Annotated in this window: 18 protein-coding genes and 23 tRNA genes; 37 read left to right on the top strand and 4 right to left on the bottom strand. The window is 65.3% G+C overall.

The annotated features are described in order from the left end of the window. Positions 1 to 663: IS1380 family transposase (locus tag BN976_RS29645; protein WP_036376728.1), on the bottom strand; the 663-nt coding region annotated here is incomplete at its 3' end. Positions 664 to 1,095: 432 nt separating this feature from the next. Here BN976_RS29645 and BN976_RS29640 point away from each other — a divergent pair. Then, positions 1,096 to 2,694 carry an AAA family ATPase gene (locus tag BN976_RS29640; protein WP_036376726.1) on the top strand — a complete coding sequence of 533 codons (1,599 nt, stop codon included), beginning with the start codon at positions 1,096 to 1,098 and terminating at the stop codon, positions 2,692 to 2,694. An 84-nt stretch (positions 2,695 to 2,778) separates the two neighbouring features. Here BN976_RS29640 and BN976_RS29635 read toward each other — a convergent pair whose 3' ends face one another. Both BN976_RS29635 and BN976_RS29630 read right to left on the bottom strand, forming a co-directional pair. Further along, the gene (locus BN976_RS29635) at positions 2,779 to 3,243 is read right to left on the bottom strand and encodes a hypothetical protein (protein ID WP_235622174.1); all 465 of its coding nucleotides are present in this window, start codon (positions 3,241 to 3,243) and stop codon (positions 2,779 to 2,781) included. A gap of 4 nt (positions 3,244 to 3,247) precedes the next feature. Continuing rightward, a protein-coding gene (locus tag BN976_RS29630; protein WP_109489691.1) for an IS3 family transposase occupies positions 3,248 to 4,518 on the bottom strand; the annotation gives its coding sequence in 2 pieces (ribosomal slippage) (positions 3,248 to 4,245 and positions 4,245 to 4,518; 1,272 coding nt in all). 981 nt (positions 4,519 to 5,499) lie between these two features. Between BN976_RS29630 and BN976_RS29620 the strand changes: the two genes are divergently transcribed. The 31 genes from BN976_RS29620 to BN976_RS29475 all read left to right on the top strand — a co-directional run bounded on the left by BN976_RS29620 (position 5,500) and on the right by BN976_RS29475 (position 13,604). After that, positions 5,500 to 5,572, top strand: a tRNA-Lys gene (locus BN976_RS29620). A gap of 43 nt (positions 5,573 to 5,615) precedes the next feature. Beyond that, positions 5,616 to 6,041: a hypothetical protein gene (locus BN976_RS29615; protein ID WP_036376718.1), complete on the top strand. Its 426-nt coding sequence runs from the start codon at positions 5,616 to 5,618 to the stop codon at positions 6,039 to 6,041. Between the two features lie 108 nt (positions 6,042 to 6,149). Then, a tRNA-Gly gene (locus tag BN976_RS29610) sits at positions 6,150 to 6,225 on the top strand. A gap of 54 nt (positions 6,226 to 6,279) precedes the next feature. Beyond that, positions 6,280 to 6,364, top strand: a tRNA-Leu gene (locus BN976_RS29605). 105 nt (positions 6,365 to 6,469) lie between these two features. Continuing rightward, positions 6,470 to 6,542 (top strand) — tRNA-Gln (locus tag BN976_RS29595). Positions 6,543 to 6,656: 114 nt separating this feature from the next. Continuing rightward, the gene (locus BN976_RS29590) at positions 6,657 to 6,971 is read left to right on the top strand and encodes a hypothetical protein (RefSeq protein ID WP_036376715.1); all 315 of its coding nucleotides are present in this window, start codon (positions 6,657 to 6,659) and stop codon (positions 6,969 to 6,971) included. A gap of 10 nt (positions 6,972 to 6,981) precedes the next feature. Next, a complete protein-coding gene (locus tag BN976_RS33960; RefSeq protein ID WP_158498059.1) occupies positions 6,982 to 7,158 on the top strand; it encodes a hypothetical protein in 177 nt (58 codons plus the stop codon). A 169-nt stretch (positions 7,159 to 7,327) separates the two neighbouring features. Beyond that, positions 7,328 to 7,404, top strand: a tRNA-Thr gene (locus tag BN976_RS29585). Positions 7,405 to 7,428: 24 nt separating this feature from the next. Then, a tRNA-Thr gene (locus BN976_RS29580) sits at positions 7,429 to 7,503 on the top strand. A 144-nt stretch (positions 7,504 to 7,647) separates the two neighbouring features. Next, positions 7,648 to 7,723: transfer RNA gene (locus BN976_RS29575), tRNA-Gly, on the top strand. Between the two features lies 1 nt (position 7,724). Beyond that, positions 7,725 to 7,798, top strand: a tRNA-Leu gene (locus tag BN976_RS29570). A gap of 17 nt (positions 7,799 to 7,815) precedes the next feature. Then, positions 7,816 to 7,888: transfer RNA gene (locus tag BN976_RS29565), tRNA-Asn, on the top strand. 140 nt (positions 7,889 to 8,028) lie between these two features. Further along, a complete protein-coding gene (locus tag BN976_RS29560; protein WP_036376713.1) occupies positions 8,029 to 9,432 on the top strand; it encodes an IS1380 family transposase in 1,404 nt (467 codons plus the stop codon). 133 nt (positions 9,433 to 9,565) lie between these two features. Beyond that, positions 9,566 to 9,637, top strand: a tRNA-Ala gene (locus BN976_RS29555). Positions 9,638 to 9,696: 59 nt separating this feature from the next. Beyond that, positions 9,697 to 10,155, top strand: coding sequence for an HNH endonuclease (locus BN976_RS29550; RefSeq protein ID WP_036376710.1), 459 nt, complete (start codon positions 9,697 to 9,699; stop codon positions 10,153 to 10,155). 67 nt (positions 10,156 to 10,222) lie between these two features. Beyond that, a tRNA-Glu gene (locus BN976_RS29545) sits at positions 10,223 to 10,293 on the top strand. 28 nt (positions 10,294 to 10,321) lie between these two features. Then, positions 10,322 to 10,392 (top strand) — tRNA-OTHER (locus BN976_RS33955). A gap of 64 nt (positions 10,393 to 10,456) precedes the next feature. After that, positions 10,457 to 10,693 (top strand): hypothetical protein, encoded by a 237-nt coding sequence (locus tag BN976_RS29540; RefSeq protein ID WP_131524825.1) that lies wholly within the window; start codon positions 10,457 to 10,459, stop codon positions 10,691 to 10,693. A gap of 11 nt (positions 10,694 to 10,704) precedes the next feature. After that, positions 10,705 to 11,280 (top strand): hypothetical protein, encoded by a 576-nt coding sequence (locus tag BN976_RS29535; RefSeq protein ID WP_145978008.1) that lies wholly within the window; start codon positions 10,705 to 10,707, stop codon positions 11,278 to 11,280. A 31-nt stretch (positions 11,281 to 11,311) separates the two neighbouring features. Next, entirely contained in the window at positions 11,312 to 11,800 is a 489-nt protein-coding gene (locus BN976_RS29530; protein WP_036376703.1) for an HAD domain-containing protein, read from the top strand. A 3-nt stretch (positions 11,801 to 11,803) separates the two neighbouring features. Beyond that, positions 11,804 to 11,876, top strand: a tRNA-Phe gene (locus BN976_RS29525). Positions 11,877 to 11,899: 23 nt separating this feature from the next. After that, on the top strand, positions 11,900 to 12,469 hold the full coding sequence (locus BN976_RS29520) for a ParB N-terminal domain-containing protein (protein ID WP_145978007.1): 570 nt from the start codon (positions 11,900 to 11,902) through the stop codon (positions 12,467 to 12,469). A gap of 57 nt (positions 12,470 to 12,526) precedes the next feature. Beyond that, entirely contained in the window at positions 12,527 to 12,739 is a 213-nt protein-coding gene (locus BN976_RS29515; protein WP_036376698.1) for a hypothetical protein, read from the top strand. A gap of 31 nt (positions 12,740 to 12,770) precedes the next feature. After that, positions 12,771 to 12,843: transfer RNA gene (locus BN976_RS29510), tRNA-Arg, on the top strand. A gap of 32 nt (positions 12,844 to 12,875) precedes the next feature. Then, positions 12,876 to 12,949: transfer RNA gene (locus tag BN976_RS29505), tRNA-Ile, on the top strand. A 100-nt stretch (positions 12,950 to 13,049) separates the two neighbouring features. Continuing rightward, positions 13,050 to 13,123, top strand: a tRNA-Asp gene (locus tag BN976_RS29500). A 59-nt stretch (positions 13,124 to 13,182) separates the two neighbouring features. Continuing rightward, positions 13,183 to 13,254: transfer RNA gene (locus BN976_RS29495), tRNA-Val, on the top strand. A 4-nt stretch (positions 13,255 to 13,258) separates the two neighbouring features. Further along, positions 13,259 to 13,342, top strand: a tRNA-Tyr gene (locus tag BN976_RS29490). A gap of 28 nt (positions 13,343 to 13,370) precedes the next feature. After that, a tRNA-Pro gene (locus tag BN976_RS29485) sits at positions 13,371 to 13,444 on the top strand. A 10-nt stretch (positions 13,445 to 13,454) separates the two neighbouring features. Next, positions 13,455 to 13,527, top strand: a tRNA-Arg gene (locus BN976_RS29480). Between the two features lie 4 nt (positions 13,528 to 13,531). After that, positions 13,532 to 13,604, top strand: a tRNA-Lys gene (locus tag BN976_RS29475). 16 nt (positions 13,605 to 13,620) lie between these two features. Here BN976_RS29475 and BN976_RS29470 read toward each other — a convergent pair. Next, a complete protein-coding gene (locus BN976_RS29470; protein ID WP_036376695.1) occupies positions 13,621 to 14,214 on the bottom strand; it encodes a GIY-YIG nuclease family protein in 594 nt (197 codons plus the stop codon). A gap of 85 nt (positions 14,215 to 14,299) precedes the next feature. On the opposite strand from BN976_RS29470, the gene BN976_RS29465 reads away from it, so the two are divergent. The 5 genes from BN976_RS29465 (at position 14,300) to BN976_RS29445 (ending at position 18,238) form a co-directional block, all read left to right on the top strand. Continuing rightward, positions 14,300 to 14,371, top strand: a tRNA-Trp gene (locus BN976_RS29465). 61 nt (positions 14,372 to 14,432) lie between these two features. Further along, positions 14,433 to 14,505 (top strand) — tRNA-Glu (locus BN976_RS29460). A 61-nt stretch (positions 14,506 to 14,566) separates the two neighbouring features. After that, on the top strand, positions 14,567 to 14,764 hold the full coding sequence (locus BN976_RS29455; RefSeq protein ID WP_036376692.1) for a hypothetical protein: 198 nt from the start codon (positions 14,567 to 14,569) through the stop codon (positions 14,762 to 14,764). Between the two features lie 397 nt (positions 14,765 to 15,161). Further along, entirely contained in the window at positions 15,162 to 15,662 is a 501-nt protein-coding gene (locus tag BN976_RS29450) for an Rv2253/PknI dimerization domain-containing protein (RefSeq protein ID WP_036376689.1), read from the top strand. 563 nt (positions 15,663 to 16,225) lie between these two features. Beyond that, the gene (locus tag BN976_RS29445; RefSeq protein ID WP_036376686.1) at positions 16,226 to 18,238 is read left to right on the top strand and encodes a hypothetical protein; all 2,013 of its coding nucleotides are present in this window, start codon (positions 16,226 to 16,228) and stop codon (positions 18,236 to 18,238) included. Positions 18,239 to 18,269: the final 31 nt, after the last annotated feature.

Genomic DNA, 18,269 nt, shown 5'->3' with positions numbered 1-18,269 from the left:
GGGGTCGGGCCGACACACCGGCGCAAGGGCGGCCAGTGCCTGGGCCAGGACGATGATGTGATCACTGGCGGTGTTGGAGCCGGCGTTACCGGTGCGCAGCAGCCCGGCCAGAGCTTCCCCGCCGGCGATCTCGGGGCGGTCCAGAAACGCCAGCAGCGGGTGCAGGCCGAACGTTTTCTTCCAGGTCGGGGCCGCGCCGTGCTTGTTGTCGGAGTGATCGATGACCAGGGTGGCATCGATGTCGATGTGCAGCCAGTCATCGCCGGTGGGTGCGGCTCCGGCGGCCCAGGCCGCCGCGCGCGCCGCGGCGCGCGCTGCTCGCACTGCGGGTAGGTGGGCGGCGTCGATGCGCTCATCGACCAGTCGCCACATCGTGGTGGTGGAGGCTTTCGCGCCGAAGGCGTGCTCACGATCCCCGCACAACTGGCCGACGGCGTCGATGCAATCGGCGCCGTCGGCGACCGCGGCCGCCAGGTCGGCGAACACCTCCCCGGGCGCATACACCCACGGGCCGCGGTAGGTGTCGGCCAACGCGGCGGTCACCTGCGTCGATAGCCCGGTCCAGTCGGCGAGTTCGCGCAGCATGGCCATCCCGGCATGCGACACGACGCCATGGCCGTCGGCGGACACTTTCACCCGTGATGTGGTCGCGATATTCTTCACCTGCGAGGTGCCTTTCCGCTGGAACGATCCGAACCTTAGACAAGTCCGATTATTCCTTGCAGGACAGGCACTTTCGCTTATCTACACACCCTCACCAGCAACAAACCACGAAAAATCCGGGCTAAGAGGCTGGTCAGACGTTATTTTCACAGGAACCACCGGCGCCCTAACCGCAGTTCACGGTGAACTCGCCGCCGATCGCGCCGCCACCGCGGCTAGCAAACTCACGCCGTGGCACCACTCGAATCCCGCCACAGACGGTGCGCATCGCGAATGTGGGTGCCGCGGTAGGCCCCGCGTGTCGGGCGCCTGCCTGTTGTCTCCTCATCGCACACGCCGAAGGCGGTCTCTCCGCGTGATCTTCGAATGCGTCGGAGACTGCCGCTAGTCTCCGTTTTAGAGATCTGTCGCCTCGAAGAGAAGAGAGCCCGCGTGAGCGTCACCATGTCGCCGTCGACCGAACAGCAGGCGATCATCGCCGCGTTCCTGGCCGGCGCCGACCTGGCTGTGCAGGCTGGCGCCGGTACCGGCAAGAGCACGACTCTGGCGTTCATCGCCGCGGCTGCGCAGATGTACCGGCCCACAACCACCGCCTGGTACATCACGTTCAACAAGCGCAACGCCGAAGAAGTCGGTGCCACCTTCGCCGATTTCGGCTTGACCAACGCGCGAGCCTCAACCGCACATGCACTGGCGTATCGCGGATGTCGGACGAATCCGGCGCTGACGCACATGGTCGATCACCTCAACCGTGACAGCATGCCGATCCGCGCCGAGATGAAGCACCTCGGTATCGCGAAAGCGTCACGATGTCTGCGGGCGACCGTGGAGTTCAACCCGAACACCAACGCCTACACCCGCATCGAGATCCCCAACTACAGCCTGCCGTTCGGGGCCCAGCGACGGTTCCTGACCCTTACCCGCGACACGGTAAAGCTGTTCTGCCAGTCCGCCTCCCCCACTATGACCGAGGATCATGTGCCTTATCTGGGTGAGCTGGAGCCGGCGCTACGACCACTGGTGCGCGCGGCCCTGCTGGAGAGTGCGCAGGCGTTGTGGGCGGAGCTGACCAGTCCGCACGGGCAGTTGAAGACGAGCCACGACCACTACCTCAAAGCTTGGGCACTCACGTCGCCACAGATTGGCTCCGACGGCGATGTAGTTCTCTACGACGAGGCGCAGGACGCAAACGGGGTCATGGCCGGTCTGGTGCTGGCCCAGCGCGGTCGTGTGCAGCTGGTCCTGTGCGGCGACCCGTTCCAGGAGCTGTACTCGTTCACCGGCAGCATCGATGCCATGCAGGGCTTCTCAGCACAGCAGGGTGTGGTCACACTTCCACTGCGCGAGTCGCGCCGGTTCGGCCCCGAGATCGCCGCACACGCCAACGGGATCCTCGAGCTGCTCGACCCGGGTCACGAAGTGCCGATGCGCCTGCTCGGGGTCGGCCCGGCAGACGGCCATCTGCGCGACGTGTTCGACGAGCACGAAGCGTTCGGTTGCGACGCGGTGGTGTGTGCCACCAACCGCCAGGTGGTCGATGCGATCGTGAGCCACACCCGTGCCGGCCGCCGCGTCTACTCGACGCTGGATCTGCAAGACCTGGTTTCGCTGGCACGTGACGTGGCGCTGGTCGAAAGCGGTAGGGCCGACGAGTGTGCCGAGCCGGTGCTGCGCCGGTTCACCGATCTGGTGAGCTGGCGTGAATGGCTGCGCTCGGTTCCGGGCGTCGAGGAGGAGTCACTGCACGCCACCGTGACGTTGGTGCGCACGCATGGCGCCGAGGCGCTGGAGCAGTTGGCGCGCACCGTGGTTGCGTCTCGGGATATGGCCGACGTGACCGTCTCGACGATCCACAAGGCCAAAGGGGGTACGTGGGAGCGCGTGCACGTGCTGATGGGCGAGGTCGACATCGAGGACACCGCCAAGTTGCGGATGCTCTACGTGGCGATGACCCGTGCAAGGACGCTGGTGCTGCGCGAGGTCAGCTTCGTGTCTTCTGAGGACGCCGGCCAGACAAAACCCGCGGCATAGGCCTGCGAACCTCGACGGCCATTGCGCCGTGGGCGTTGTCCTGACGCACAGTGGTGAGCGGGTGCGCGGCGGTGTCACGTCCACTCACCACAGTGTCGGCTGGTTTCCGAGTAGCGCGGCTTCCACCGCGCAGGCGTCCCACCCGCAGCGCACCGCTTCACGCAGCGCCACCGAGCGTTGCCGGCGCAGATCACGAAGAGCGCCGCGGATGACGCGACCGCTGCCGCCTCGGCGCATCGCCACCATGCGCGCCATGTTGTGGCGTTGATCGCCGCCGACGATGTGATGCGGGCCGACGCGGGTGCAGATCGGGTTGTCGCACTCATGCAGTGCAAGTATTCGGGGAGCCACGGCTCCCCCGCCGAACAGTGCCAGGGCATAGCGATTGGGGCGCACACAGAAACGGGCTCCACCGCGGTTGATGTGGAACCGTCCGTATCCGTCCGCACCGATGCCGCCGATCCAGATGTCGCAGTCGTGGTCCGCGGGTCCTTCTACGATGTAGCTCGTGAACCGGGCGATCTGAATCGCCCCGGGTTTGATGCACACCTGGTTACTGGTGTGCAGCCTCTGGCTGGGCTGTGTTTGTAGCGTAGTGGATGGTCTCGTACTCGGTCGGTGGGATGCGGCCCAGGCGGTGCATGAGCCGGTCGGTGTTGTACCAGTGCACCCACTCGGCGGTCAGCAGTTCCACGTCAGCGAGCCGGTGCAGCGGGCCTCGCCGGAACGGTGAGTCGTCGCGGACGGCTTCGGTCTTGTAGAGCCCTATGGTCGTCTCCGCCAGAGCGTTGTCGAAGGCATCCCCGACTGTGCCGATTGAGGCCACCAGTCCGGACAGCGCGAGTGTTTCCCCGAACCGCAGGGAGGTGTATTGCGAGCCTGCGTCGCTGTGGTGAATAGTGTTGCCCAACAACGGATTACCTTCGCTTATTCGGAGTTGTGCGGCATGGCGGATCGCCTGGCGCACGAACCTGTCTTCCTTGCTGGCCGAGCAGGTCCACCCGACGATCCGGCCCGCGAAGGCGTCGATGGCGAACGCGGTGTATACGAACGCTCCGTTGGACATGCGGACGTAGGTGAAGTCCGCGACGAGCAGCACGTTGGGGGCGGGTACCCGGAACTGGCGTTTGACCAGATCGGCTGCCCGCGCCGCGGCCGGATCAGCGATCGTGGTGCGAACCTTTTTGCGGCGGGTAACCCCACGCCAGCCGTTGGCCCGCATGAGCCGTTCCACGGTGCAACGCGCCACGGCGATGCCCTGACGCTGCAGGTGAGCCCACATCTTGGTGGCGCCGTACAACGACTCCGGTTTGCGGCGGCCGTGCTCGTCAGGCTCGTAGAAGCCGGCCAGCACTTCGGTGATCACGGTGTCCCAGAGGGTCCGCGCTGACGGGGGACGGGTCAGCCAGGCATAGAAGGTTCTCGGGGCAATCTGGCAGCCGTGCTCGGTGAGCACGCGGCAGATCGGAGCGACCCCGAACCGAGCACGATGCTCGGCAATGAACGCACAGATCAGTGGTGTCGCGGGTCGCTCTCCCGCACGAAGAAACTTGTTGCCGCCTTGAGGATTTCGATGGTTTCCTCAAGCTCACGATTCTTACGCTTGAGCTCGCGCAACTCGCGCACCGTATCGGTGGGCACACCGTCACGGACCCCGGTATCCACCTCGGCCTGGTTCACCCAGCGGCGCAGCGATTCATAAGACACCCCCAACCGCTTGGCCACCGCGCTGATGCAGGCCGTGCGGCTGTCGTACTCCTCGGCATGGTCGGTGACCAACCGCACCGCCCGGGTCTTGAACTCGTCGTCGTACTTCCTCGGCATAATGCGAACAACCTTCCCTCGAAAGAAGGTGTGCATCAAACCCGGGGTGGTTCAATCTCCTCGGCGTGTACTCGTGGGTCGACCACCAGGCCAGCAGCGGTCCTCATGGCGCGACCTTATTGCGAAGGTCCGACGAATTCAGGCTGCTCGCGCCGCATGTGGTGCAGTTCCCGATGCCGATGCACCGTTGCGCTCGCACACGAAACGATTCACATATCGCGCACTCGCGGTGTGTCGCAGTAAAGCGCTAGGCACTGTCGGTCGCCGGTGTTAGCGTGCGGGGATGTCCACGTTGGCTCGCGACTATCGCATGACAGTCGGGATGCGCACTGCGTCCCCGGCTGCGTTGTCGTGCGTGGAAACGGTCGAGACCAATGTCATCGGAGCCTGGGCGCTCGCTGAGTCGCGCGACTTCGGTCAGCCCAGTTGCTTCCGGCTATTCCGTAGCCCTTCCACCCCGTTCGCGGGTGTGTGCCCCAGCCGGAAGCAAGGGCCAGAAGACAAATCTCATAAATCCCTCACCTTTTCGGTTGCCGCTGGCAGAAACGTCGCCTGACGTTTCTGCGTTTTGCCGCATCTAAAACGATTGCACAGCAACACTTTTCGAGAATAAACACGCTGGACACGGCGCCGCTTTCGGTGCACCATTCTCCTCGTCGGATACGAACCCGCTCAGCGGTTACGGCTTCGGCTCGCGGACTCGGTGACACCGGGCCCCCGCCCAGGAACTTGAGAACTCCATAGTGTGTGATGCGCTGTCCCTCACCGGGACAGGTGTATTCGCCGCCTCGGCGACCGCCGCTCCCCCGGGAGCCACTGCGCGGTCAGCCAGACGTGTGGGTGCACCCCGGACCGGTGATCGGGACAGCGGCTGGGCGCCGCCATGCGCCCAGCACCCCGCACAGGCGTGCCAGCTGGTGCGCTTGTGCGGGTTCGAGCAGGGCAGGCCGGACACAAACATGCCGGTCTGTCCTGCCGTTTGCGCCGCTAGCTCAGTCGGTAGAGCAGCTGACTCTTAATCAGCGGGCCGGGGGTTCGATCCCCTCGCGGCGCACCCCGTTTTGACACCCAGCCGACCAAGCCGGCTTGTTCCGGGTATGAGCGAATATGCACTGCCCTGCTTCGTCTGCGCCACATCTCTGCACAACGCCTTCGCCGATGTCGACAACCAGCCGTACGGCGGCACCGAGTTCCGCACCAGCGGGCACTACGGGTCGACGTTCTGGGACAGTTTCGACGGTGAGGAGTTGGTGCTCAACATCTGCGACGACTGCCTTCAGGCCGCAACGTCGAGACTTGGCCAGCACAAGCGGTTCCTGCCGGTCATCGCGGCGGGCGTGGGCACGGTTGGATCAGTGCCTGTGGATCGCCCGCTGGTCGGCTTCACCGGGCATCTCGATGACACCGCCGTGCGCGTCGAGCTTGGTGAGATCGGATCTGCTCTGCCGGGCGTGATCTGGTTTCAGAATGCCGATGAACTGCGGCGGCATGCGCTGCGCATACAGGACGCGTCGCCACACTGACACGGCTTTCTCGACTACGCCGATCGCGGGGCGCCCGCACGGCGGTAGCGCCCTAATGCCGTGCCACATCACACCGAGTGGCCCCGTCGGACACGGATCCGGGGCTTTGCGGATGTAGCTCAGCTGGTAGAGCGCGACCCTTCCAAGGTCGATGTCGCGGGTTCGATGCCCGTCATCCGCTCCACTGCGCGCGGCGCGCACTGCAGATCGTTTCCGTCGATCGCGCTCGACGAACAACGGCCCTCTGGCGTAAATGGCAGCCGCGCCGCGCTCAAACCGCGGTTCTCACACCGAGAGTGCGGGTTCGATTCCCGCGGGGGCCACGCATTGCCTCGTGGTGTAACTGGCAGCACCGGCGGTTTTGGTTCGCCCGGTTCAGGTTCGAACCCTGGCGAGGCAGCAAGTCGGCGGACTGTACACGCGCCCATTGCCCGGTGGTCTAACTGGCAGGACACCTGATTCTGGATCAGGCCGGTAGAGGTTCGAATCCTCTCTGGGCAGCCCGTTCACCGGACCCCGTCCGGCGTGTCGAACCTGCTCGGACTACTTGTCGGCGACGGCGTCTATTCTCTGTTTTAGGGAATTGGTCGCCTCCATGGAGTAAGGACACTCACCATGTCGATGAACTTGAAGCTGTGCGTCACGTTGCGCTACGGCACCTACCGCGGCGCAGACAGCCGCCCGACAGCCGAAGATCGCTCCCACCTCGAGTCCCTGTGCCGCGAGGTGGCCGCCGATATGGGTGATGACGTGCTGTTCGCGCGCACTGAGCCCACCGAGACGGTGTCCTGGCCGTCGAAGACGCTGGTCCTGTCGTACTCGCTGTTCCACCCTGAATCAGCGGCGCTCAGTTCACTGGCTCAGGTGTGGAAGTCCAAGCTGGAGACGGCCTATGACTGCAACGTCCACGTCAGCGCCAGTACCGATTAAGCTGCTGGCGATGGCGCGTGAAAAGTGGGTCTACCAGGGAGCCCGTATCGCCCTTGGGTATGGGGCGCAGGTGGAAGGCCAGCGCTGTTACTGGTTCCGGCGCGAGGACATCGGCGCCGGCGGCACGACGTTGATCATCCCCGTCGACAAGTTCTGGCCGGCCGGCCAGCGGGTCGCACATGCCTGATGCCGCACCTACGACTGCACCGCCGCCGAACGGCTGCCGTTGGTGCGGCCGCGAACAGCGCACCCATGCCCTCGAATGGGACGACTCAGCGGGGTACCACGGCTGGGTAGCGCCCACCGATGATCAGCGCGTCGCGCGTATCCGCACCCGCCGCGAGGCGGGATAGCACGCCCCGGTAGCTCAGCCCGGCCAGAGCGGCCGCCTTGTAAGCGGTGTCCGCCGCCGGTTCGAATCCGGCTCGGGGCTCTCCCCCGCACCCATCGGTGCGTCGCCGCCGTAGCTCAGTGGCAGAGCGCCGCCTTGGTAAGGCGGAGGCCTCGGGTTCAACCCCCGACGGTGGCTCCAAGGTTGTCGGTGACCATCCGCTGCGTGAGCGGGGCGTGGAACCGTCAGACCCGGCGTCGCCCTGCCCGCGCGGGGACCGTTGGCGGATGAGTGAATCTGTGCCGGGCAAGTCAGACTGCAGCTGGCCGAAAGTCGCGGGTCTACGTGGATGTGGCGCAGCCGGTAGCGCGTCTCGTTGCCAACGCGAAGGCCGCGGGCTCGATCCCCGCCGTCCGCACCATGCCCCTCTGGCCCAACTGGTAGAGGCGTCGGGTTTAGGTTCCGAAGGTTCCCGGTTCGAATCCGGGGAGGGGTACGCAGATCAAAACACATTGGCCCGTAGCTTAATTGGCAGAGCACGCGACTGTTAATCGCGCCGTTGAAGGTTCGAGTCCTTCCGGGCCAGCGCACCATCTCGGGGGCTTAGCCTCGATCCACCGATGTATCGGCTGGTCGCAGGGTGTCGGAATGAGGAAAGTGCCCTTTGAACTGGGAAGATTGGTGTTCTCTACGCACTAATCATTCCAGGTCAGAAAGGCACTTCCGGTGAAAGTGTCCCATAGTTTCGCTGTGTCGTCGGCGGTCTTCGATGATGACCATCTCGTGTCCTGCGCTGGATTGGTCCCGGTGATGACCCTGGCGGCCCAGACTGCCTTGCCGCAGCTATTACGTGACAAGGTGGTCATTGCCGAGCCGAGGATCAAGTCCGGGGCGGCCAACCCGGCACCGAAGCTGAGCACAGTCATCGCGGGCATGTGTGCCGGTGCGGACTGCATTGACGATCTCGACCTGGTGCGGGCAGGTGGGATGAAGACACTGTTCGGCGGCGTGTATGCACCCTCGACCATCGGAACTTTGTTGCGCGAATTTACTTTCGGACACGCCCGCCAGCTCGAATCGGTTTTGCGCGAGCACCTGGCCGGACTCTGCGCGCGGGTCGATCTGTTGCCTGGCGCCGACGAGCGCGCGTTCCTCGACATCGACTCACTGCTGCGTCCGGTCTATGGCCACGCCAAACAAGGTGCTTCCTACGGACACACCAAAATCGCGGGCAAGCAGATCCTGCGCAAGGGCCTGTCGCCGTTGGTCACCACGATCAGCACCGCCACGAGTGCGCCGGTGATCACCGGCGCCCGGTTGCGAGCCGGGAAGGCCAACTCCGGCAAGGGTGCGGCCCGGATGATCGCCCAAGCCGTCGCCACCGCCCGCGCCGCCGGGGTCACCGGCCAGATTGTGGTGCGCGGCGATTCGGCCTACGGCAACAGCACCGTGGCCACAGCCTGCCGCCGCGCCGGTGCCCAGTTCTCGTTGGTGCTGACCAAGACCCGCGCCGTCGCTGCAGCCATCGAGTCCATCGACGAGAGCGCCTGGATTGCAGTGGAATACCCCGGAGCGGTCCGTGATCCCGACACGGGAGCCTGGATCTCCGATGCAGAAGTCGCCGAGACCACCTACACCGCCTTCACCTCCACCGACAACCCGATGACCGCCCGGTTGATCGTGCGTCGGGTCAAAGATGCCCGCTTTCCTGATGCGCTGTTTCCGGTGTGGCGGTATCACCCGTTCTTCACCGACACCGACGAACCCACCGTTGCGGCCGACATCACCCACCGCCGCCACGCGATCATCGAAACCGTGTTCGCCGACCTGATCGATGGACCCCTGGCTCACATGCCTTCGGGACGTTTCGGAGCGAACTCGGCGTGGATCCTGTGCGCCGCGATTGCCCACAACCTGCTGCGCGCCGCCGGCGTCCTGGCCGGTGGAGCCCACGCAGTCGCCCGGGGCGCCACACTGCGCCGCAAGCTCATCACCGTCCCCGCACGCCTGGTCCGACCGCAACGCCGACCCCTTCTGCACCTACCGAGCCACTGGCCCTGGGCTGACCACTGGCTTACACTGTGGCGCAACATCATCGGCTACGATCCACCTCTACTGGCCACAGCCTGACCACCTGGCCGAATAGGCCCCTACCGGAGCGCACAGGGAAAAGCTGGGCAGACCAGCGGTTACGTCACGCTCACAAGCCCACCAAACGACAACCAGCCATGGCAGACACATCAATCACTCAAGTCCACGGATCGAGGCTTAGCTCAGTCGGTAGAGCGCCTGCTTTGCAAGCAGGATGTCGGGAGTTCGAATCTCCCAGTCTCCACTTCCGGCGCACCCGCGCCACCTTGGCCCGACCACGACACCGAAAGGAGGTGCGGCGCCATGACCACATTGCTGCCCGCACCTGCCGTGCAGGTGTTCAACGCCGACTACTCCGATCACGGCACCATCTCCTGGCAGGACGCCGTGAGCATGATCCTGCGTGAGGCGGCGTTCGTGCTGGAGACCCACGTTCCGCCGCGGCTGGTGCGGTCCCCCTCGGTCGCGATCGAGGTTCCGCGGTCGCTGATGCTGGCGCGATACGTGCACGTGCCGTACCGGCGCGACACCGAGCACGCCGCTCGCGCTGACATCCTGGCCCGCGACAAGCACACCTGCGCCTACTGCGGCAGTCGGGCTGACACCTACGATCACGTGCTGCCACGTTCCCGCGGTGGTGGTGACACCTGGTTCAACCTGGTGGCCGCCTGCGGGCCATGCAACTGGAGCAAGGCCGACCGGACGCCGGAGGAGGCGGGGATGCGGCTGCTTTGGCAGCCGTACCGACCCAAGGGTGTGTGACCTGGGGTTTGAGTGTTACCCGCAGTGGAGACTTGGCCCGCTGCGGGTCACACTCAAACCCCATCTTGGTCCGTTCGGTTAGTGGCAGGCCGCGGGTTTCTCAGACCCGTTGCGCGGGTTCGATTCCCGCACGGACTACGTTGAAGCCCACCGAGGCGACAGCACTGAGAGGGTTGGCATAGACGGTCTGCCGGCTGGGACGCCAGCTGCACGCGGGTTCAACTCCCGCCCCTTTCACTCGACACCGCCCTGCTATTCTCTACTTTAGAGATTCGCACATGTGCTGCTTGAGGGAGGTTCGGTGGGACGGTGGAAAGTAGGCGCGCGAGTCACGATCGCCGACGCCGCCCACGTACCTGTCTCGCTGCGGCGGTACTTCGTCCCCGGCGAGACGGCCGGCACGGTGTCGCATCAGGTGCGCCACAACGGGATCAGCGGCTATGGATATTCCTGCGATGTGCGTTGGGACATCGCAGGACGGTGGGGCGACACAATCTCGAAGCGGCACGCTGAATCGGAACTCACCGCACTGGAATAGGGGCTGACACCGTGACAACGCCGATGTGGTTGCTCGACTTCGACGGCGTGATCAACGCGCTGTCCAAGCGCGGCGGGCGAAGCTTCTGGCCGGACTGGCGATCCGCGTCCATCGATCACCCCGAAGGGGACCGTGACCGTCACGGCAAGCCGGTGAAGCTCCCACTGCTGTGGTCGGCGACGGTCGTCGAGACCGTTGCCGCGGCTGTCGACGCCGGTGTGGCGGTGCAGTGGTTATCGACGTGGCGTGAACACACCCGGCAGCTGCCGCCGATCCTGGACGGGCTGCCGGAGATCCCGTGGTTCGACGAGAACGTCCTCGCCGCCGATGCTGCAGACGGGCTGGATGCGCGTGAGCGGATGGTATCGGGCCCCTGGAAGGTTGCCGTCGCCAAGGCGGCGGTCCCCGGCGATGCAGCACTTCTGTGGACCGAGGACGCGCTGTCAGTCGACATGCTCTCGGAGAGCTGGCGCAAGTCGCGTACCGCGCCCACTACGTTCGTGCGTCCGCACCCGGCACAGGGGCTGATTCCCCGCGATGTGCGCGTGATCCGCGAATGGATCGCCCAGTACGCGCCACATCCGTAGCATCGATCCGACCCAGTTACAGTCCCACGGCATGGACGCCGTGTTTCTCGACATCGACGGCACGCTGAATGTCACCGACTCCGCACCGGGTTGGACACTGAGCACCCGCACAGTCGGGTATCCGATCCACGCGGTGACCGAGGTCGTCGACTGGCTGTGCACGCTGCATGATCGCGGCGTCGCGCTGGTGTGGAACACCACCTGGAACGACCAGGCCGACGACTACGCCGAGTGGTTCGGCCTCCCGCACGGGCTGCCATGGGTTCGCCACGACGAGAACCGGGTCAGCTTCGGGCACAGCCTGAAAGTGCGCGGCGCGTTGCGCTACCTGCAGGCGCATCCTCGGATCAACCGTGCCGTGGTACTCGACGATGTGGTCGGCGAGCATGACGCGTGCCTGCCAGCAGTTACGTCCGGCCGGGTCCTGGTACCGGAACTGCACGAGCGCCACGGCGTGACCCGTGAGGTGATGGTCGCTGTCGATGCTCACCTGCGCCTGCACCCGCGTGTAAGGGTGTGAGATGGTCCCGAAGCTGACATGGTTCAAGCGCCCGGTTGAAGCCCAGGAGAAGTCGGTTCGATTCCGGCCGGGACCACACAACAGGGAGGTGAGGCGGTGATGCGGCGCCACAGCACCCGCGCGGTTGATGCGGAGTGGTTCCGCGCCCACGTCCGTCCTGCTCACGAGGAACGGTGGTCTGACACCGAGGCGATTCTGCTGGCGGACCCGCATGAGCGTCGCCGCATCGCCGAGCTGGCATCCGAGCTGGTTGATGGCTTCGAGCGCCCGATCATCGTCCGCCGCGATCGCTGGTGGAGCCGACGGCTGCGAGTCGCAGACGGAGTGCACCGCTCGATTGCCGCGATGCGTCACGGGATTCCGCTGCTCATCCGCAACGGGTACCCGCCCGAGAGCGATGACAGCGGCGGCGACATCTACACCGCGACTGTCAGTGGGTCTGATCCTGCGGAATTCCTTGATGCAGCGCTGAGTCTGTCGTCGTTCCGGTGCTCAGCTGGGCCATGGGTGCAGTGTGATGTCGCATCCGGTGCTCCGGGCGGTGTTGTGCGGCTGCATCTGTCACGCCACGACGACCTGCAGGAGCTGATCTCCGCGGAGCTGCAGGAGCGGCTGCGCGAGTCCGGATGGTGGGCGCAGGTGAAGTTCATCGGCCCCGCCGAGGACTGAGTATCCGGACGCGCCGCGTGGCGGCCGGTGACCGTTGCCCGCGCAGGGTGGCCGGCTATGAGCGGATCCGATTACAAGAAGCGTCTCAAGGCGCTGATCTCGACAGCCGAGGAGCAACAATGGGACGTCTGTAAGACCAGCGGCGGGCATTGGCGGTTCGTTCCGCCGGACAAACAGCAGAACATCGTGATCGCGCCGGCCACTACTCGCGATCACCGTGCCGTGGCCAACTTGGAAGCCGACCTGCGCCGTTCCGGGTTGTCTGCGTGAAGTGCGTCGGTCCCGTTGCGGGGATCGTCACGCCGCGTTAGCTCAGTGGAGAGAGCGCCTGATTACGGATCAGGGGGTCGGGGGTTCGAATCCCTCTCGCGGTACGTCATCACGCGAATCGCTCAGCGGTGCGCGCGGATTCCTAGCTCAGTTGGTTAGAGCACCGTCCTGATAAGACGGAGGTGCCGGGTTCGATTCCCGGGGAATCCACCCCGGTGTGTCCAGGCGGGCAAGCGGTTCGAGTCCGCAGCGTGTCGAATCGGGCGCGTCATGGGCCGTGTGTGGGTTTCGAGTCCCGTGCGCACCACCTGGCTGTGTGGAGGAGCTGGAGTCCTCGCTGCCCTGTCACGGCGGAGATCGCGGGTTCAAGTCCCGTCACGGTCGCAAACTGCTGGCATCGCCGCTTTCCCTGTGCACGGGGGCCGGCGGTGTCCGGCGGCAACGGTCCTCTAGCTCAGCGGGAGAGCGCCGCGCCTACAACGCGGATGTCGGGGGTTCGAATCCCTCGGGGACTACAAGCGCGGTGTTGAGCAGGTGGTGGGCTCAGCGGCCTGTAAAGCCGTCTCTTCGGACGTGTCGGTTCAATTCCGGCCACCGCGACCAGGACCGCGCCGGCCTCAACGGCGCACACCGGGGTGTAGCTCAGCTTGGTGGAGCACCCGCTTTGGGAGCGGGAAGTCGCACGTTCGAATCGTGTCACCCCGACCGATCGCATGCCCGCGTAGCTCAGCGGATAGAGCACCTGCCTCCGGCGCAGGTTGTCCCGAGTTCGATTCTCGGCGTGGGCTCTTGGCCTCCATAGCTCAGTTGGCAGAGCTTCCGACTTTTAATCGGAATGTCGCAGGTTCGATCCCTGCTGGGGGCACGCACAGCGGAGGAAGTCAGGTCTGTCGGCAGTCGGCCGCCATCACCGCCCTGGCAGCCCGGATCGATTTTCCCCAGCGGTGGGTGACTTTGTCGAGATTCAGCGGTGGCTTCAGCACTGTGAGTACCGCGGTTTCGACCGCGTCGAGCGGCACCTCAGTTGCGGGGTGGACCCAATACGTTGCGCGCAGGTTGGCGCGCATCCACGTGCTGAGAAGTTCGTCGTGCTCGTCGGATAACCCGTAATTCGACGCATATTTCGGAATCGACGGATTACGGTAGCGGCCTCGCAAACCCAGCGTCGACCGCAGTTGTGCCGCCAAAGAGCGGCGCAGTGTCGAGCTGCCGGTGATGCTGTTTGACCCGCCGGCGAAACCGAAGTGGGTGCCGACATCTCGGCTGGACAACGATCGCTCGGCTTTCCCGGCGTAGAGCGGACGCGCGTCTGGAGCTTCGCCGAGTCCCAGCGTGTGCCAGACGGTATCCGCACCGAACACCGCATACAGACCGGGACTTGCCGGCCACGAAAGCAGCGACGCCTCTGTGATGGCCTCCGGTGGGGCGTACAGCGCTGCCATGGCGGCACAAGACAGCTCGTCGACAGTGACCATGCGGCCCCACGTTAGCGGGCTACCGACGGTCCCCGGCGCACAGTCGTCCCTCACCTTTCCGACACCCACCCCGCTCGCGGGGCAAGCGTCCGTAGCTCAGCGGCAGAGCAACCGTCTCCAAAGCGGTTACGCGCAGGTTCGAGTCCTGCCGGGCGCGCAACACCTCGCTGGGTTGGCGGGGTTCCAGAGGTCGCGGCGACGGTCGTGGTCTCGTCCATGGCGCCGTGCTGTGATGGCTAGGCACCCGGGTTTTCACCTCGGGAGGCGCGGGTTCGATTCCCGTCGGCGCTACAAATTTCGATACCGCGCCGCGCACGGCTGAGGTGCCGACCACCGGCCTACGGTCACCGACATGTCCAGCGCCGTCGTCACTGCCACTCACCCGACGCACTGGGAGGTCACCTCGCACAGTGTGGCCGTCACGGTGCGCGATGTCCGCAAGATCGAATCGACCTACGACTGGCTGGTTTTCAACAGCCACGGCCAGTCTCTGCTGACCAGCAACCCGGTCGCTGCAGCCGTGATCGAGGCCGTGAAAGCCACCCCATAGCGGCGCATCCTCCGCGTGTCGCGCGCCGTCGGCGGGATCTTCGGTTCCATCGGTGAAGCTGTGCGCAGCGAGACCTCGTGTCAACACCGGCTTCGATGACCTTCACCGGTGAAGGCGTCTCCATGACGCTGGCCCCAGACGAGAGGCGACCTGCACGGGGTTTCGCTACTGCCCCTGCAGCTCAGCGGATCAGAGCACCGGGCGATCCGTTCGGGGCCAGCGGGTGTGGCCCCAACTGAAACGAGTGGCAACCGCACCAACCGTGTCGAGCAACGCGTCAGCCGCGAGGTGGCTACTCCATGCATGGTGGGTACTCGGCCGAAACGCCCAGCCGGATCGCCCGCCAGTGATATTCTCCGAAAGCGAGAATGCCACTATCAGTAATGGGAGCGGAGCAATGTCATCCGGTAGGGTGTTGGCGGTGGTCGCGTCCGCGATGCTCGTTGTGCTCGGCGGTGCCCCGCCCGCGCGCGCCGAACAGCTGTGGGGGATCAACGGAACGTTCCTCACATCGTCAAACGGTGACTGGGCCAAGATCAACCAGCGCTACGAGGATCAGCCACCCACCCGCAGCACCTGGACCATCTCAACGCAATGCGTCTCCCCGTCAGACTGCACCGGCACAGTGAACAGCGACGCCGGCTGGAGTGCGCCGATCTACACGACCAACGGTCTCTGGTACGTCAAACGCAAGGTGCCCAACTGGCGATACTGTGCCGACGGCGTCCCGGTCGAGGGCCTGCAGACCTACATGATCTACCCGGTCGGCGCTAACGGGCACTACGACGCGGATGCCCGGGAGTACACCGGGTTCGACAAGACGATCGGACCGAGCGGATCCTGCGGGCGCAACCAGTGGCCTGTCATCGAGATGCCGTTCTACATGAAGGTGGCATAGCGCGCCCACTTCGGCGCCCGCAGCGTCGCGTTTTGGAGAAGAAAACCACCCTAGTCGTCAGGGCCACCGACACGGTCAAGAGCCAGTAAGCCGCCGGGGATCAGAATGAGCAAATCGCCTGCACAACGTGTTCGGCGAACTATGCGTGCATCGCGACGGTAACTGCCCCACGCGGATCGATGAGTAGAAAAGCCGCGGATAAGGTCGAGCGCCTGGTCCCCGGCGCGTGTACGTCGCTTCCTCCGATCACCGCCGGTGCCGACACACACGATGTACGGCGGTTCCAGCAGCGCCATATTCTGCTCGCGCAGATTGTCGAAGTGCGGGTATGGCGGGCAGCGACCGTCCGGTGGGGGACGTGCAAGCGTAGACAAACCGCCGTGAAAATGCGGTGCACACCCGTCACCCGACCGGCGACGTTCGCAGCGCTACAACTGTTCTCACGTTCAATAGATCGCCCACTGGCACTGGCGACCGCGCGTGACGGAGGTCGCGCCGCACACATCGATGTTCTTTCACTGCGTGGTACAGACTGCCCACCCGCCCAGGCAAGGAAGTCACCCATGCAACGTTCGATCGGTTCGTACCTGCCCGCTGCGACTGCACTCACGGCTGCCGCGATCACCGCTGCTCCGCTGTTGGTCAGCCCAGCCGTGCTGCACTCCCCGGCATTCCCGGCGTTGCCGTCGTTGTCGGCACCACGGGTTCAGCTCGCGGCGCTGGTCAGCCCCCGAGACATTGATGACCTTGTCGAGCGGTTGAATTCGGCACTCGCGTCCGTGTCCTCTACGGTCACCTCCGTTGTCGCGATGCCGGGGAACAGCCTCAGCTCCGTGCTCGACTCCGCCGTGGCGGTGAACAACGACCTGTGGAACAACATGATCAGGTCCACCGATAACCGCGCGCTCGTCGATCTTCTGCGCGCACTGCGCGCGGCCTCCTCGGGTGGCCTGACGCGCCTATCGGACACGGTGGCTGATGTCAGCGGCACCATCGTGCTCACCACCGGTGAGGTCACCACCCTCTTGGCATCGACATTGACAGGATCTTTGAGCACGGCGTTGCATGCCGTCGCGAGCATCATCAACAACCCGCTCTCGTTGTCCAGCTACACAGGTCTTCTCAACGTTCCGCTCGATGTCGCCGGCCTGGTCCTTCACGATGGGGCGGGTCTGGTCAACAGCGTCGGCCGCGGTGCACTTTCCACGGTGGGGACACTCGCCACGGGAGTCACCTCCCAGATCGACAACCTGCTGCGGGGCGTCAACGAGGCGCTCAGCGCCGCGAAGGGCCTCGTGCCGGGTGTGGCGCTGCTTGATGGTGTCCTGACAGCGATACAGGGAATCGTGACGGCCCCGGTCAGCGCTGCGCTCGCCGGCGTCAACGGGTTGACCGGAACGCTGGTCGACGCCGCGGGGCGGACGCTGGGCAACATCACCCATGGTGTGGGTGAGATCGCAGACGCGTGGCTCGGAGACGGTACCGGTGAGGGGGCGCTCCAGCGCAGCATCCGCGCCATCGGCTCCGAACCGCTCAGCGTTGCGAGCTACACCCAGGCACTGGGAGCTGTTGTGGCCGCCGGCGTGCGCACCGTGGGGGCCATCACCGACATCGGTACCGGGCTCCTGTCGGTTCCGTTCACCGCTGGTGCCGACCTGTCTGTGACCGCCGCGGAGATGGTCGCGAAATTCAACGGTGGCGCGGCAACGTTGGCTTCTGGGCTGATGCGCGCCGCAGGGTTGCCGTCGCTGGTGGCGAACCTGCCGCACACGGTGGCCGGGGCAGTCAATATGGCGGTCCGCGCCGTGGGCGCAGCCGTTGCCGCCGGCTTCAATACGGTTGCCGCCGTGCTGGACCCGGGCTCGTTGACGCACCGATCGGCCGTCTCCGCTGCCGCACCGCAGCTGCGCCAGGCAGCTGCGTCCACGTTCGTCACCGCCGACGTTCAGCTGTCAGCTCCCATGTCTGTTAACCAGGCACGGGACGGTGTCGATGTGGCCGATGCGGGACCGCTCACTGCCAGCAATTCAGCCGCGTCCGCTGTCTCCGCACCGGCGGTGGTCGGATCCGCGGGCGACGTAACCGAAGCCGATCCGGTCGAGGACACCGCGGTTGTCGCGGAACCCCACGAAGACGACGTGCCAGTCACAGATGATGAAACCGGCGACGACGTGACCAAAGCTGAGCCCGAATCCGCGAACAGCACCGCAGCAGATCCCGAGACTTCGACCGGCGGCCTTGAGTCAACCGACGAAGCCGCCGATCCCGGTGACGAATCCACCGTCGCCGTCCCCGGACGCAAACGCTCGGCCACTGAATCTTCGCGCAGCAACGACACCCGGACGAGGCTCGACGTCACTGATTCCACCTCGTCCTCGACCGATACCGGCGAGGACGAATCTCGGCCGAAACCGCAGGGCCGGCACGCGTCCGGAAAGACCGCTGCGGATTCACCGGCAGTTGCGGGTGGGCGCCATCGCGGTGACTCTGCTGGTGCGAAAGGCACCGCCGGGTCGCCGGCCGGAGGTGGCGGAAGCGAATCACCGCGTGCCGGTGGATCAACTGGATCGGAGTAGCCACCGAGCGCGTACAACGCGCGCAAGCAAC

It is taken from the genome of Mycolicibacterium austroafricanum (genome assembly GCF_000612725.1).
GTDB classification, from domain to species: domain Bacteria; phylum Actinomycetota; class Actinomycetes; order Mycobacteriales; family Mycobacteriaceae; genus Mycobacterium; species Mycobacterium austroafricanum.
This window is presented reverse-complemented; position numbering and strand designations above follow the sequence as displayed.

What these genes read in the sequence shown, in the direction of transcription:
- BN976_RS29520 (WP_145978007.1), top strand. Translation starts at nt 11,900, where the DNA reads ATGCGGCGCCACAGCACCCGCGCGGTTGATGCGGAGTGGTTCCGCGCC.
- BN976_RS33960 (WP_158498059.1), top strand. Translation starts at nt 6,982, where the DNA reads ATGGCGCGTGAAAAGTGGGTCTACCAGGGAGCCCGTATCGCCCTTGGG.
- BN976_RS29450 (WP_036376689.1), top strand. Translation starts at nt 15,162, where the DNA reads ATGTCATCCGGTAGGGTGTTGGCGGTGGTCGCGTCCGCGATGCTCGTT.
- BN976_RS29455 (WP_036376692.1), top strand. Translation starts at nt 14,567, where the DNA reads ATGTCCAGCGCCGTCGTCACTGCCACTCACCCGACGCACTGGGAGGTC.
- BN976_RS29470 (WP_036376695.1), bottom strand. Translation starts at nt 14,214, where the DNA reads ATGGTCACTGTCGACGAGCTGTCTTGTGCCGCCATGGCAGCGCTGTAC.
- BN976_RS29590 (WP_036376715.1), top strand. Translation starts at nt 6,657, where the DNA reads ATGTCGATGAACTTGAAGCTGTGCGTCACGTTGCGCTACGGCACCTAC.
- BN976_RS29445 (WP_036376686.1), top strand. Translation starts at nt 16,226, where the DNA reads ATGCAACGTTCGATCGGTTCGTACCTGCCCGCTGCGACTGCACTCACG.
- BN976_RS29550 (WP_036376710.1), top strand. Translation starts at nt 9,697, where the DNA reads ATGACCACATTGCTGCCCGCACCTGCCGTGCAGGTGTTCAACGCCGAC.
- BN976_RS29530 (WP_036376703.1), top strand. Translation starts at nt 11,312, where the DNA reads ATGGACGCCGTGTTTCTCGACATCGACGGCACGCTGAATGTCACCGAC.
- BN976_RS29615 (WP_036376718.1), top strand. Translation starts at nt 5,616, where the DNA reads ATGAGCGAATATGCACTGCCCTGCTTCGTCTGCGCCACATCTCTGCAC.
- BN976_RS29515 (WP_036376698.1), top strand. Translation starts at nt 12,527, where the DNA reads ATGAGCGGATCCGATTACAAGAAGCGTCTCAAGGCGCTGATCTCGACA.